10 protein-coding genes are annotated in these 13,823 nt (G+C 64.9%); 6 read left to right on the forward strand and 4 right to left on the reverse strand.

Going from position 1 to position 13,823, the window contains the following annotated elements; all coding sequences use genetic code 11:
* Window positions 1-27 precede the first annotated feature (27 nt).
* Window positions 28-711 carry a hypothetical protein gene (locus tag NLY37_RS05095; RefSeq protein WP_023682973.1) on the forward strand — a complete coding sequence of 228 codons (684 nt, stop codon included), beginning with the start codon at window positions 28-30 and terminating at the stop codon, window positions 709-711.
* Window positions 712-739: 28 nt separating this feature from the next.
* Here the strand turns inward: NLY37_RS05095 and NLY37_RS05100 are convergent, their stop codons facing one another.
* The gene (locus tag NLY37_RS05100; protein ID WP_023724815.1) at window positions 740-1,192 is read right to left on the reverse strand and encodes a nucleoside deaminase; all 453 of its coding nucleotides are present in this window, start codon (window positions 1,190-1,192) and stop codon (window positions 740-742) included.
* A gap of 180 nt (window positions 1,193-1,372) precedes the next feature.
* Here NLY37_RS05100 and NLY37_RS05105 point away from each other — a divergent pair, with 180 nt between their 5' ends.
* The 5 genes from NLY37_RS05105 to NLY37_RS05125 all read left to right on the forward strand — a co-directional run bounded on the left by NLY37_RS05105 (window position 1,373) and on the right by NLY37_RS05125 (window position 8,029).
* Window positions 1,373-3,541, forward strand: a complete 2,169-nt coding sequence (locus NLY37_RS05105) for a pseudouridine synthase (protein WP_023742979.1) — start codon at window positions 1,373-1,375, stop codon at window positions 3,539-3,541.
* Window positions 3,542-3,588: 47 nt separating this feature from the next.
* Window positions 3,589-4,143, forward strand: a complete 555-nt coding sequence (gene rsmD, locus NLY37_RS05110) for a 16S rRNA (guanine(966)-N(2))-methyltransferase RsmD (RefSeq protein ID WP_023671544.1) — start codon at window positions 3,589-3,591, stop codon at window positions 4,141-4,143.
* Window positions 4,144-4,239: 96 nt separating this feature from the next.
* Window positions 4,240-5,595 (forward strand): M16 family metallopeptidase, encoded by a 1,356-nt coding sequence (locus tag NLY37_RS05115; RefSeq protein WP_023747744.1) that lies wholly within the window; start codon window positions 4,240-4,242, stop codon window positions 5,593-5,595.
* Window positions 5,596-5,783: 188 nt separating this feature from the next.
* Window positions 5,784-7,160 (forward strand): M16 family metallopeptidase, encoded by a 1,377-nt coding sequence (locus NLY37_RS05120; RefSeq protein ID WP_023742978.1) that lies wholly within the window; start codon window positions 5,784-5,786, stop codon window positions 7,158-7,160.
* On the forward strand, window positions 7,157-8,029 hold the full coding sequence (locus NLY37_RS05125; protein WP_023742977.1) for a patatin-like phospholipase family protein: 873 nt from the start codon (window positions 7,157-7,159) through the stop codon (window positions 8,027-8,029). The genes NLY37_RS05120 and NLY37_RS05125 overlap by 4 nt, the downstream gene beginning before the upstream one ends.
* Before the next feature lie 140 nt (window positions 8,030-8,169).
* Here the strand turns inward: NLY37_RS05125 and NLY37_RS05130 are convergent, their stop codons facing one another.
* Genes NLY37_RS05130 through NLY37_RS05140 form a run of 3 tightly spaced genes read right to left on the reverse strand, consistent with a single transcriptional unit; the run spans window position 8,170 to window position 13,540 of the window.
* Window positions 8,170-8,997, reverse strand: coding sequence for a 4'-phosphopantetheinyl transferase family protein (locus NLY37_RS05130; RefSeq protein ID WP_023742976.1), 828 nt, complete (start codon window positions 8,995-8,997; stop codon window positions 8,170-8,172).
* The gene (locus tag NLY37_RS05135) at window positions 8,994-9,452 is read right to left on the reverse strand and encodes a GNAT family N-acetyltransferase (RefSeq protein WP_023742975.1); all 459 of its coding nucleotides are present in this window, start codon (window positions 9,450-9,452) and stop codon (window positions 8,994-8,996) included. Before NLY37_RS05135 ends, NLY37_RS05130 begins: the two co-directional genes overlap by 4 nt.
* Window positions 9,452-13,540 carry a Pls/PosA family non-ribosomal peptide synthetase gene (locus tag NLY37_RS05140; protein ID WP_023742974.1) on the reverse strand — a complete coding sequence of 1,363 codons (4,089 nt, stop codon included), beginning with the start codon at window positions 13,538-13,540 and terminating at the stop codon, window positions 9,452-9,454. The genes NLY37_RS05135 and NLY37_RS05140 overlap by 1 nt, the downstream gene beginning before the upstream one ends.
* Window positions 13,541-13,823: the final 283 nt, after the last annotated feature.

Genomic DNA, 13,823 nt, shown 5'->3' on the forward strand with positions numbered 1-13,823 from the left:
AGGCTGTCTAGAGTGGGACTTTTTGGCATGATCGACAGAACTTCCGTGCGCGTTGCGCTGCTGGCGCCGCTTGTCGCGTCCGGCCTCGCTCTGTCCGGTTGCATGGGCTCGCCTACCTACGGCACCGACAAGACGGCTGGCGAGCAGCTTGCCGGAGACCTTTCCGGCGCCTTCGCGATCACGCCCAAGCACAAGGAACAGATCGACTACAGGCCGCGTCCGGAGCTGGTAAAGCCGGCGCCGGGGCAGAAGGAAGTGCTGCCGCCGCCGCAGGAAAGCATCGAGACGGCGAGCACCGATTGGCCCGAATCGCCCGAGCAGCGCCGCGCCCGCCTGCGTGCCGACGCCACTGCCCACCAGGACGACCCGTCCTATCAGTCAGGGATCGTCGATGACGTGCAGACCGATCCGGCTTCCGTGAAGAAGGCGCTGGCGGATTCGGGCTCCAGCCACCCGCCGGCCTGGTCGCCGAAGGATTCAGACAAGGGCCGCGCCGCCGAGATCCAGCGCCGCACCGCAGAGCAAAAGCAGGGCGACCCCAACACTCGCAGATATCTGAGCGAGCCGCCTCTGGCCTATCGAGCTGCCTCCGACACGGCGCCGCAGGGCGAACTCGGCGAGGATGAATACAAGAAGGAACGCCGCCTCAAGAAGGAAGCGGCCGCCAAGGGCAAGAGCGGCGGGCTCTTCGACTGGCTGCCCTCCTGGTAGGAACCGTCGCCTTCGGTAGCTGAAGGCTCTACGTTTCGCGTCTTTCCCGAAAGAATTCCCTGAGCAGCAGCGCCGCGTCGGCCTCGGCCATGCCCGGATAGATGTCGGGCGTATGGTGGCAGGTCGGCGAGGCGAAGAAGCGCACGCCGTTGACCACCGCGCCGCCCTTCTCGTCGGCCGCGCCGAAATAGAGCCGGCGCAGCCTGGCGAAGGAAATGGCGCCTGCGCACATGGCGCAGGGTTCCAGCGTCACATAGAGGTCGTGGCCGGTCAGCCGCTCCCTGGAGAGCGTTTGGCAGGCCGCGCGGATGGCCAGCATTTCGGCATGCGCCGTCGGATCGGCAAGTTCGCGGGTGCGGTTACCGGCGGATGCCACCACCGTGTCGCCGCTGGCGATGACGGCGCCAACTGGAACTTCTCCACGCAAGGCGGCGGCTTGCGCCTCTTTCAGCGCCAGCGCCATGAAATCCGGCCGCTTCACGCGGTTTCCATTCCGATTATCTCCTCGCCACTTGGCGGTGATCCTGTTATGGAGCGCGTCAACCCGAATATCGGAACAGATTTTCGGAAATGATCATGCGCCAAATCAAAGTGCTATAGCGTCCTTTGCGCGTCCGAAAGGATGCGCCACGCTGTAGCAGCGCAACAAGGCAAAGGCCACATGGACGACAACGACAAGAAATCTCCGCGCCACAAAGGCCCGGGCAAAAGCGGCCCTGGAGCCGCGGGGCCGCGCCGCGATGGCGCCGCCGGCAAAAGCGGCAAACCCTCCTTCGGGGCCAAGAAACCCTATTCACCGCGAGGCGCCCGGCCCGCAGCGGCTGAGGGCGAGCGGCCCAAGCGCGATTTCAAAAGTGGCGACCGGCCATTCAGCAAAGGTCCGCGTTCCGAAGGCAAGCCCTTCGAAAAGCGCGAGGGACCGCGCAAGCCATATGCACCACGCGGTGACCGGCCGATGGCAGCCGAAGGCGAGCGCAAGCCGTATGAAAAGCGCGAAGGGCCGCGCAAACCCTATGCGCCGCGTGGGGATCGCCCTATGGCGGCCGAGGGTGAACGCAAGCCGTATGAAAAGCGCGAGGGGCCGCGCAAGCCTTATGCACCGCGCGGCGATCGGCCGGTTGCGGCCGATGGCGAGCGGCCAAAGCGCGATTTCAAGGGCGGCGATCGGCCATTCAGCAAGGGGCCGCGTCCCGAAGGCAAGCCTTTCGAAAAGCGTGAAGGGCCGCGCAAGCCCTACGCACCGCGTGGCGATCGGCCTGCTTCCGCCGAGGGCGAAAAGCGTTTTGACCGGCCAAAGCGCGATTTTGGCGATCGCCCGCAGCGCGACGCCGGAGATCGTCCCAAGCGTGACTTCAGCGATCGCCCCAAGCGCGATTTCGGTGGTGACCGGCCGCAAGCATCTGGCGGCGCCTTCAAGCCGCGCCCGCGTCCGGCAGATGCGGAAGAAGCCGGCGAGCGTATCGCCAAGCGGTTGGCCCGCGCCGGCCTGGCGTCGCGCCGCGACGCCGAAGACCTGATCGCGGCGGGCCGTGTCAAGGTCAACAACCGGGCTTTGACCTCGCCGGCCTTCAACGTCATGCCGGGCGACATCATCCATCTCGACGGCATGGAGATCCCGCCGATCGAGCGCACCCGCCTGTTCCTGTTTCACAAGCCGGCCGGCGTCGTTACCACCAACCGCGACCCCGAGGGCCGCAAGACCGTGTTCGACGTGCTGCCGGCCGAATTGCCGCGGCTGATGACCATCGGCCGCCTCGACATCAACACCGAAGGCCTGCTGCTGCTCACCAATGATGGCGGTCTGTCGCGCGTGCTCGAACTGCCTGCCACTGGCTGGCTGCGCCGTTACCGCGTGCGCGTTCATGGCAAGGTCGAGGAAAGCATGCTCGCAGGCCTGCGTGAAGGCATTGCCGTCGACGGCGTCTTCTACGGCGCCATCGAGGCGACGCTCGATCGTGAACAAGGCACCAACGCGTGGCTGACGATCGGCCTGCGCGAAGGCAAGAACCGCGAAGTGAAGAACATCCTTGGATCGCTCGGCCTCGACGTGACGCGGCTGATCCGTATCTCCTACGGACCGTTCCAGCTCGACGATCTCGCCGAAGGCCATGTGCTGGAGATCAAGGGCCGCGTCTTGCGCGACCAGCTCGGCGAGCGACTGGTCGAGGAATCCGGCGCCAATTTCGACGCCGAGATCATCAAGCCGTTTTCCAACCAGCCGGTGCGGCGAGAGCGTGACGTGGAGCCGGAACGGCCGAAAGTCACCCGCGAGGGTGACCATCGGCCGATCGGCGAGGGCGGTCTGATCAAGAACCGCAAGCGCCGCGAAGGCAGCCGCGACGAAGCGCTCGGCAAGCTGTCGACCAGTCCCGAAAGGGGCGCGAGGCCGGAAAAGAGCTTTGGCGAACGCGGCCCGAGACCTGAGCGCAGCGAGTTTTCGGACAAGCCGCGCAGCGAGTTTCGCGAAAAGCCGCGCGGCGATTTTGGCGACAAGCCCCGTGGAGGCTTCGGCGACAAGCCGCGCGGCGCCTTTGGTGACAAACCGCGCGGCGGCAAGAAGCCCGAGCGCGAGCAGCGGCCGATCGATCCGCCGGGCCAGCGCAAGGCTAATGTCTGGATGGCGCCGGGCGCGCGTCCGATCGGCAAGGGCAGGGCGGAAGCCGATGCCGCCAAGGCGGCTGAGGCCAAGGCGCGCAAGGCGTCGTTCAAGCCGTCCTATGGCAAGCCGGGCGGAGCCAAGCCGTTCGGCAAGCCGGGTGGCGAGCGTCCGGATGGCGGTCGGGGCGGCGAGCGGCCACGCAACGGTCCCAAGGGCCCGAGGACCAGATGATGCCGGGACTTAAATGAGATCCGGCCTTAAATGAGACCCGGGCATAAATGAGAATCGTCGGCGGCCAATTTCGCGGGCGTCCGCTGGCGACGCCGCGCGACCATGCCATCCGCCCGACGACCGACCGCGCCCGCGAGGCCGTCTTCAACGTGTTGGCGCACCGCTTTGCCGACAAGCTCGACGGCGCGCGTGTGCTCGACCTTTTCGCCGGCACCGGCGCTCTCGGCCTCGAAGCGCTGTCGCGCGGCGCTTCCTATGGCGTCTTTATCGAAGAATCGGCCGAAGGGCGCGGCCTGATCCGCACCAATGTCGAAGCTTTTGGCCTTACCGGCCGCACCAAGATCTTCCGCCGCGACGCGACCGCCCTGGGTGAGGCCGGTACGCTTGCGGCATTCGGCCTGGTCTTCGCCGATCCGCCCTATGGCAAGGGCCTTGGCGAGCGCGCCCTGCGCTCGGCCAGGGATGGCGGCTGGTTGCTGCCCGGCGCGCTCTGCGTGGTCGAGGAAGCCGCCTCGGCGCCCTTCGAGATTGGGCCGGAATTCTCGGTGGTTGATGAACGAAACTACGGCGAGACGGTGGTCCGGTTCATCGAGCTTGCGTAAGGGTGGGGCGATCGGCGCCTTCAAAATGACGCACAATTCACTTTGCCTCCGCGGCTAACCTTGCCTATCGTCGCGCGATAACAACCGGAGCCATCAATGACATTTCATACTGAATGGCTGCGGAGAGCCTTGCTCGCCACCGCGCTGACCATGGCCGGCCCGGCCCTGGCCGCGGATGATGGCAAGGTGGCCAACTTCCTGCTCGACAATGGCATGGAGGTGGTGGTCATTCCCGATCATCGCGCCCCCATCGTCACCCATATGGTGTGGTACAAGATCGGCAGCGCCGACGAGCCGCCAGGCAAGTCCGGCATAGCGCACTTCTTCGAACACCTGATGTTCAAGGCCACGACCAACCACGCCGCGGGCGAGTTCGACCGCGCCATATCGGCCATCGGCGGCTCCAACAACGCCTTCACCTCATATGACTACACTGCCTTCCACGAGACGGTGGCGCCCTCGGCACTTGGTGAGATGATGAGCTTCGAGGCCGATCGCATGCGCAACCTCATCTTGACCGACGAGGTCATCAAGACCGAGCGCGACGTGATCCTGGAAGAGCGCCGCGCGCGCATCGACAGCAATCCGCAGGCGGTGCTCGACGAAGAGGTCGACGCGACGCTCTGGCAGAACCAGCCCTACCGCATTCCGGTGATCGGCTGGATGCAGGAGATGGAGCAGTTGAACCGCACCGATGCGGTTGCCTTCTATGACAAATACTACCGCCCCAATAATGCGGTGCTGATCGTGGCCGGCGATGTCGAGCCGGAGGTCGTGAAGGCGCTGGCCGAAAAAACCTATGGCAAGGTCGCGCGCGGTCCCGACCTGCCCCCGCGCATCCGCCCGGTCGAGCCGGAGCAGAACACCAAGCGCACGGTGACGCTCACCGATGGGCGCGTTTCGGTGCCGAGCTTTTCGACGCAATGGGTGGTTCCGTCCTACCACACGGCAAAACCCGGCGAGGCCGAGGCGCTCGACCTGCTGGGAGAGATCCTTGGCGGCGGCAGCCGCAGCAGGCTCTACCAGCAACTCGTGGTCAAGCAAGGCATCGCATCGGCGACCGGCGCCTTCTTCCAGGGTACGATGCTCGACGCCACCAATTTCACCGTCTATGGCGCGCCGCGCGGCGACGCCAAGCTGAGCGACGTCGAGGCGGCCGTCGAGGCCGAGATCGCCCGCATCGTCAAGGACGGCGTCACCGCGGACGAGCTGGAGAAGGCCAAGGCCCGCTATATCAGGGCCATGATCTTCGCCCGCGACAAGCAGGACGAGATGGCCAATCTCTACGGCGCCGAGCTCGCCACCGGCGGCAACGTCAGGGATATCGAGGAATGGCCGGACCGCATTCGCAAGGTCACCGCCGATGAGATCAAGGCGGTCGCCGCACGCTATCTGCTGCTCGATCGTACGACGACCGGCTATCTCTTGCCGCAGCAACAGGCGGGGAATTGATGATGACGAGATTGAGCGTTAGCGCTGTCCCTCACCTGCCTGCCGGCATCCTCTCCCCCTATAGTGACGGGGAGAGGGGCGCTGTCATCGTCGATTTCGCCAACCATCAGCGTCGTAAGAAGAGCGCCAGCGTCGCGGCGAGACCCCTTCTCCCCGTCACTATACGGGGAGAAGTGCCCGGCAGCGGGATGAGGGGCGGAGCTGACCTTGGCGATCAATGGCCTGATGCGATTACTCATAGGCGCATCGCGGTTCTCCACGCCCTCGCCACACTGTTCCTCGGCATCTTCTTCCTCATCCTGCCGGCGCTTGCCGCGCACGCGATGGACATCCAACCGGTGACCTCGTCAAAGGGCGTCAATGCCTGGCTGGTCGAGGACCACTCCATTCCGATCATCGCCATCCGCTTCGTCTTCGATGGCGGCTCGACGCAGGATCCGGCGGGGCGGGAAGGGTTGGTCAATCTGATGACCGGCCTGTTCGACGAGGGCGCCGGCGACCTCGACAGCGAGGCCTTCCAGATCAAGCTTGACGATGCCGGCGCAGAGATGGGCTTCGAAGCGGCGCGCGACGGCACCTATGGCGCGATGCGGATGCTGGCCGAGCAGAAGGATGCGGCCTTCGACCTGCTCAGGCTGGCGGTCACCAGCCCGCGCTTCGACCAGGCGCCGATCGACCGCATCCGCGCCCAGATCCTGTCCGGCATCATCGCCAATGAGCGTGACCCCAACACCGTCGCGCAAACCAAATGGCTGCGCGCCATCTATGGCGAACATCCGTATTCCAGGCCCGACCAGGGCACCAAGGACAGCATCGCCACCATCACGGCAGCGGATCTGGCTGCCTTCCACAAGGCCAATTTCGCCCGCAGCGGCCTGCATGTTGCGGTGGTCGGCGACATAGATGCCGCGACGCTGAAACGGAAGCTCGATGAGGTCTTCGGCGATCTGCCGGAAAAGCAGGTGCTGCAACCGGTTGCCGATACCGAGCTGAAGCTCGGCCAGCAGCTCGAGGTCGACTACGACCTGCCGCAGACCTCGCTGCAGTTTGCCTATCCCGGTGTGAAGCGCGATGCGCCGGATTTCTTCCCTGCGGTGCTGATGAACCAGATTCTCGGCGGCGGCACCTTCACCTCGCGCCTCTATGACGAGGTGCGGGAAAAGCGCGGCCTGGCCTATTCCGTCGATTCCAACCTGGTCGATCACCAGCATTCCAACGCGCTGATCATCACCACGGCGACGCGTTCCGACCGCGCCGCCGAGACGCTCGCCATCGTCAAGGACGTGGTCAAGAAGATGGCCGAGGAGGGGCCGACCGAGGCCGAGCTGGACGCGACCAAGAAATACATGGTCGGCTCCTATGCGATCAGCAATCTGGATTCTTCCAGCGCCATTGCCGCGACCCTGGTGGAATTGCAGCTCGACAATCTCGGCATCGACTACGTGCAGCGCCGCGCGGCCCTCATCAACGGCGTGACGCTCGATCAGGTCAAGGCGGCGGCGAAGAAGCTGCTGACGCCGGCGCCCGCGATCATGAGCATCGGGCCGAAGCTGGAGGCCAAATGACGAGCTCCACCTCGGGCCCCACCTTCGGCATCGCCTTTGGCGGCGGCGGCGCGCGCGGCCTCGCCCACATCCACATCGTCGAGGCGCTCGACGAACTCGGAATCAAGCCGGTGGCCATTGCCGGCTCCTCGATCGGCGCCATCATGGGCGCCGGCATGGCGTCGGGCATGAGCGGCAAGGACATCGAGACCTATGCCCGCTCAATCCTCGGCCGCCGCGCCGAGGTGGCGGCGCGCATGTGGCGCTCGCGTCCCGGCACCATCGCCGAGGCGATGCAGGGCGGCATCCGCGTGAGCCAGTTCAACATAGAGCGCATCTTGAAGGCGTTCCTGCCGGAAGCCATCCCGGAAACCTTCGCCGAGCTGAAAATCCCGCTGAAGGTGACGGCGACGGACTATTTCGGTCACAAGCTGGCCGTCTTCGACGAGGGCGACCTGCATTCGGCGCTCGCCGCCTCGGCTGCCATTCCCGCGGTGTTCCGCCCGGTGACGCGCGACGACCGCGTGCTGATCGACGGCGGCATCTACAATCCGGTGCCGTTCGACCTCATCGAAAACGCCGCCGACATCATCATCGCCATCGACGTCGTCGGCGCGCCGAGCGAGGCCGAGCGCAAGCACCCGACCACGGTCGACCTGATGTATGGCGCCACGCAATTGATGATGCAGTCGATCATCGCCCACAAGCTGAACCAGCGCCCCCCCGACATACTGATCCGCCCGCCAGTGTCAAAATACCGCGTGCTCGATTTCATGAAGATCGACACGCTGCTGGCCGAGACGCAGGAGGTCAAGGACGAACTGAAGCGCGAGGTGGAAAGAGTGGTCGAGGCGCATGCCAAGGGCAAGCGGGGGAAGAAAGCAGGGTGAGCTGCCGATCTCCCCCCTCGAGGGGAGATGGCCGGCGGACCAGAGGGGGTCGTCTCGCGTGAAGCTCGACCTCCTACGGTCGATAGGAGGTTGCGTCAGGACGGACCGACCGCCTCTGTCGCCTTCGGCGACATCTCCCCTCAAGGGGAGATTACCCACCAGCGTCTCACACCCTCCCAGCCGCATATTCCAGCGCCACGACGCCATTGCTGAACTGTACGGTCGAGACAGGCTCCTTGCGACCGCTCTGCGAAAAAAATGCGCTTTGTTGAGCAGTTGTCGGGCGCTGGTCCATTCGCGCTTAAAGGGGGGCTTCGGACACCATCGACAAACGCCAGAACGACCACACACGGAGCAACGCAGTAAACCAGTCTCGCTCTGCGGCCCGTCTTCGTCACAGCGTCGCTTGCGTCGAGATCGACGGTGATGTCCTCATAGCCCAGCACTTCGCCATCAAGCGGGTAGGCGGCCTTGTAGACAGCTTCCTTGGCGGCAAAAAGGATGCGACCGGCAAGATACGGGTCGGTTGCGTCGATCCGGTCAGCGGGGACTGCAACCAGCGCGAAGATGTCGTCGGGCAGGGGCAAAGCGGGCTCGATATCGATGCCGAGCGAGGCGACGTGGGAGAGCGGCGCGACGGCCGCCACGGCCATCTCGTCGTCGTGAGCCAGCGACCCCGTTACTCCATGAGGCCATACCGGTGCGCCGGAGGAGCCGCGGAGGATAGCGACGTCGTTCAAGCCCATATCCGCCAGCAGCTCGTGCGCGATCCACCGCGCCGCGCCACTCGCCCGCCGCATCAGCGGCAGGCGTGACGGGATGGAGCGTGCTTCCTGCGGCAGCAAATGGTTCTCATCGCCTTCGCGGATCGTGCGGCATCCGATCCGAACGCCGGCCGGTGCCATGGCGGCCATCGCCGCCAGCAGATGCGCCGACAGGCTGGCGCCGGCATCGAGCGACCGTGTCATGGCTGGCCGCCCGGCAGAGCGAGTTCGGCGATCATTTCCCCGTCCTCGTCCAGTCCCTCTTCGACGAAACCGGCAGCGCGATAGAGGCGGCGTGCCGCTTCATTCCCAGGTTCGTAGCAGATCGAAACGTGGCTGATGTGGCCGAGCCGCATGATTTCATCCAGCACTTCGCGCAAAGCGGCCTTGCCGTAGCCTTGGCCCTGATGGACGCGATCGATCATGAAGCGGTAGATCCGCGCCTCGTCGTCGTCCTGCGGCGCCTCGTACATCAGGAAACCGACGACGCGATCGCCTGCCATGACGACGCGCGGCCGAGCGTCCCCGTCGGTTTCGGCTTCGTCCAGCGACTCCGCATTGCTGGCGACGAAATCCATCTGATCCGCAGCCATTTCCAGAGCCGCGACCAGGGCCCGGTTGGCCCCGGTCACCGAAACGAGGCGGATGTCTGCGCTCATCAAGCCGTTGCCTTGACGCTATCCTCCGGCACCGGCGTGACGAAGCGATGCAGCTTGGCCGGGTTGCCCCGCCAGATCGAGTTGGGCTCCAGCTCTTCGCCCTTCATCACGAAGGAGTCCGCATCGACCATCGAGCCTTTGCCCATCACCACGCCGTAGTGGACAAAGGCGGAAGGCCCGAGCGTGCAGCCATCGCAGATGCGGATGAAATCGGACTTGAACGCGCCTTCTTCCAGCGAATGGGCCTGGATCACGCAGCCCTCGTTGAGCGTAACGTCGTCGCCGATCTCGACCAGCGAACGCTCGGTCAAATTGCTGCCGCCATCATAGACCCGGCTGCCGACCTTGACGCCGAGCAGGCGCAGGATCATCGGCCGGAACGGCGTGCCGGCGAACAGGCGCACGATGGGCGAATCCGCCAGCTTCCAGTGGCGTTCGTGGCGCCAGAAGGCGACGTCGTAGATCGTCGTCATCTGCGGCTTCAGCCGGCCAAAGCCAAGGCTTGCCCGCTCGACCAGAATGTAGAACGGAATGGTGATCGCCGAGGTCAAAAGCACGGCGGCGAACAGGGCGACCTCCGCCCATTCCGTATAGTAGTTCAGCGCCCGGTCCCAGATCGCCAGCGTGACGAACAGCATGACCCATTGCGTTGCCAGGAACAGAAGAATGGTCACCAGGTTGTGGCGGTTCTTGTGCGGGATGCGCCGGCGCCGGTCGGCCTCGTCGACGCCGGCGATAAGCTCCTTGTCGCGGTTCACCATGCGCGGGATTTCAAACGCAGGCGAACCGAGAAGGCCGACATTCTCGCGCACCGGCCCATCGATGGGGATCATCACCTTGGTGCCGAGCAGCACGTTGTCGCCGGTGCGGCCGTCCGGCGGATAGTAGATGTTGTTGCCGAGATAGTTGCGTTCGCCGATGCGCGTCGGCTCGAGCCTGAAGGCCGAGGCGGATTTGTGCATGTTGATCATGAACAGTCCGTCCGAGACCATGGTCTCGGTGCCGATCTCGCACAGAAGCGGGTTTTCGTGCTGCTGGTTGGAGCCGAAATTGGAGCCGGTCTGCACCACTCTGTTGAGGTTCCAGCCGATGGCGCGCATGTAGTGCACGATTGCCGAGCTGTCGCCGGCCAGGAGCCCGAGCACGCGGGAATTGCTGGCGAATTCGGCGACGGTCTGCAGCCAGTAGCGGAAACCGTAAAGCGTGTAGGTGCGGCCCGGCTTCAAGATCAGGCTCGTCAGGCGCGGCACCAGCGTCGCTGCGAGGAAAGCCGCCGCGATATAGCCGAAAAGCGTGACCGTGGTGCCGATTGCGACAAGGCCGATCGTCTCCTGATAGTCGTCGCCGACATATTCCCAGTAGCTGTGGAACAGGAGCGGCAGCGGGGTGACGAGGCCAAACAGGCCGATCAGCTGCAGCGCTTCATAGAGGAAGCGCCGGACCTGGTAAGGATTGACATTGCGCACCTTGCAATAGTCCGCCGTGGTCGGCACCGCCGGCGATCCATGCCAGTGCTCGCCGTCCGGGATGCTTTGGCCGCGATGCAGCGAGGACGAATGGCCGAGCTGGGCGCCGTCGCCGATCCTGGTGTCGATGTCGAGCGTGGAGCCGACGCCGACGAAGGCATCGCGGCCGATGGTCAGCGGTCCGGTATGGATGTAACCGGCCTCGGCCCTGAAGCCGAGGATCATCGATTCCTTGCGCAGGATGGTGTTGGCGCCGATGGAAATAAGATCCGTGCAGACGGGCACGGACTTCGATTCGATGACGGCGTTTTTGCCCAGCTTGGTGCCGAGCAGCTGCAGATAGAGGCTGTAGAGCGGGCTGCCGCGGAACAGCACGACGGGTGCGGTGCGGATCAACGTCTTGACCACCCAGAAGCGGAAGTAGCGCACGCCCCAGATCGGAAACGCCTCGGCCTTCCAGCGGCCGATGAGCACCCATTTCGCCAGGACGGCAAAGCCCGACATGCCGAAGAACACGGCGGCCGAGAGCGCCACGCACCGGATATAGAGCTGCAGCGGATCGTCGAGCGCGTCATACATCCAGTTGAGGCCGTCATTGATCGCCCAGAGCGCCACGTAGCTGTAGAGGCCGTAGAACGAAAGCTGCGCCGCGCCGCAGGTCCAGTAGGCGAAATTCGAGGCCCGGCGGGTGAGGACCGGCTCGTTGGTTGCCGTCGTCATCTCCTCCGCTACCCCCAGATGCAGCGCCAGGCGCGCCACTGTGGGATAGAGATAGATGTCGCGCATCGACGTCGTCGCCCATTCCTTCCTGGTGCGCACGCGCGCGCAGAAATGCGCCATCAGCAAGGAGTTGGCGCCGAGATCGTCGAAGAAGTGATCCTCGACCGACACCGCGTCGAATTTCAGCACCGTGGCCAGCGCTTCCGCCAGGAATCGCTCGTCCTCATTGCCGGGCGGCACCATCGTGCGATCGGCCGAAAGCCGGACGCTCGTCGGTTTCGGCAGTTGGCGCAGGTCTACCTTGTTGGAGACGGTCATCGGGATGGCGGGCAGCTCCTCCAGATAGGCGGGCACCATATAGTCCGGCAGCCGCCGCTTCATCGTCTGGGCGAGATCCGCACGGGAAACCGCCGCTACGCCGGTTTTAAGCGCGTAATAGGCAACGAGTTCGACGCGGCCGGGCTCGATCTCCCAGGTGGTGACGGCGGCCTGCGCGATCTCGGGCTGGTCGAGCAGCACCGCCTCGATCTCGCCGAGCTCGATGCGATATCCGCGAATCTTCACCTGCGTGTCGATGCGCCCGGCATACTCGATCTCGCCGCTATCGTTGATCCGGCCAAGATCGCCGGTGCGGTAGATGCGCTGCGACGGGTTGTTCGGCAGGCCGACGAAATCGGCGATGAATTTCTGGTCGGTCAGGTCCGGCCGGTTCAGATAACCGACGGCGAGCCCGATGCCGGCAATGCCGATCTCGCCCAGTTCACCGGGCTCGGCAAGTTGCGGCAGCGAAGCGTCGAGAATGACGATCGAGTAAGTCGGCAACGGCGCGCCGATCGTGACGGGACGGTCCGGCGTCAGCGCCCCCATCGTTGCGGTGACGGTCGCCTCGGTCGGCCCGTAGGTGTTGAGGATTTGGCGCCCCGGCTTCGACCAGCGCACCACCAGATTGTGCGGGCAGGCCTCGCCGCCCACCAAAAGCGTGCGCAGGCTGGGAACGTCCGATGCCATCGACGACAACAATGTCGGGCTGCAGGCCATGCAGGTGATGTCATGGAGGCGCAGGAAATCCGCCAGTTCCTCGCCCACCAGCGGCATCTGGCCAGGTGCCGGCACCACCGTCGCACCGGCGACGAACGGCACCCAGATCTCTTCGGAGGAAAAGTCGAAGGCAATGGTCATGCCCTGATAGACCCGGTCGCCCGGCCGGTAGCCATAGGAGGCGGCCGCGACGTGTATGAAATTGACGAAACTCTGGTGCGTGATGACCACGCCCTTGGGCTTGCCGGTGGTGCCCGAGGTATAGAGGATGTAGCAAATGTCGTCGGTCGCCTGCTGCTTCAGCGGCGCGGGCGACTGTGCGGAGATTTCGGCGGCCGCGCTGTCGATCAGCACATGGGGAACGGGCAGTTGACCGGCGCGCGACGCATAGGCGGCGATGGTGACGATCATGCTGACGGCGGCGTCTTCGATGATCAGCGCCATCCGCTCCTGCGGAAACGCGGTGGCCAGCGGCACGAAGGCAGCCCCCGCCTTCATCACCGCCAGCAACGCCACATAGGTCTCCGCCGACCGGTCGAGAATGAGCCCAACCCGGTGGCCCGGCCGCACGCCGTGCTTGATCAGCATGCGGGCGAACCGGTTGGCGCGGCTGTTCAGCTCCTGATAGGTCCAGACGCGCCCGTCGGAGATCACCGCCGGCAGTGCGGCAAACGTTACGGCGAGCTGCTCGAACACCGTATCGAGCCGCTCGCCCGGCTGCCCGGCAAAGTCGGCGCCCGTCAGGACCTGGCCGTTCCTTGCCGGGCCGCGAGCGATCCGTGCCAGCGCATCGATGCCTGGCAGGCCGCCGATCGGTGTTGCCGCGTCGCTGTCCAGTTCGGCGATATCGTAGTCCATTTCCATACTTTCTCGTCCTCGCCGGGCATTGCCCGGCTGTTCATGCCGCCGCCGCTGGAGGAGGCACTGCGCCGCCGCTGCGATTTTGTTGATGGAGGGCTTCCAAAAAGGAAGAACCCGGAATCCCGACCGGGAAGCTTATGCCACCCGATCTTTTCGCCGGTTTTTCCGAACTGTTGAATTTTGTTTCTGGAGTGTGTCTGGGCGGGGATTTGCCGGGGCCTCGTTGACCCTTGCGGGGAGGGGTTCAGCCTCCGTGGCGACCCGGAAAGAGACTATGAGCGAACCT

Origin of the sequence: Mesorhizobium sp. C395A, from assembly GCF_030323205.1 — a bacterium.
Lineage (GTDB): Bacteria > Pseudomonadota > Alphaproteobacteria > Rhizobiales > Rhizobiaceae > Mesorhizobium.

Excerpts from the sequence above, each read along its gene's own strand:
- NLY37_RS05105 (WP_023742979.1), top strand. The coding sequence starts at position 1,373 with ATGGACGACAACGACAAGAAATCTCCGCGCCACAAAGGCCCGGGCAAA.
- NLY37_RS05095 (WP_023682973.1), top strand. The coding sequence starts at position 28 with ATGATCGACAGAACTTCCGTGCGCGTTGCGCTGCTGGCGCCGCTTGTC.
- NLY37_RS05125 (WP_023742977.1), top strand. The coding sequence starts at position 7,157 with ATGACGAGCTCCACCTCGGGCCCCACCTTCGGCATCGCCTTTGGCGGC.
- NLY37_RS05135 (WP_023742975.1), bottom strand. The coding sequence starts at position 9,452 with ATGAGCGCAGACATCCGCCTCGTTTCGGTGACCGGGGCCAACCGGGCC.
- NLY37_RS05140 (WP_023742974.1), bottom strand. The coding sequence starts at position 13,540 with ATGGAAATGGACTACGATATCGCCGAACTGGACAGCGACGCGGCAACA.
- NLY37_RS05120 (WP_023742978.1), top strand. The coding sequence starts at position 5,784 with ATGAGGGGCGGAGCTGACCTTGGCGATCAATGGCCTGATGCGATTACT.
- NLY37_RS05130 (WP_023742976.1), bottom strand. The coding sequence starts at position 8,997 with ATGACACGGTCGCTCGATGCCGGCGCCAGCCTGTCGGCGCATCTGCTG.
- NLY37_RS05115 (WP_023747744.1), top strand. The coding sequence starts at position 4,240 with ATGACATTTCATACTGAATGGCTGCGGAGAGCCTTGCTCGCCACCGCG.
- rsmD (WP_023671544.1), top strand. The coding sequence starts at position 3,589 with ATGAGAATCGTCGGCGGCCAATTTCGCGGGCGTCCGCTGGCGACGCCG.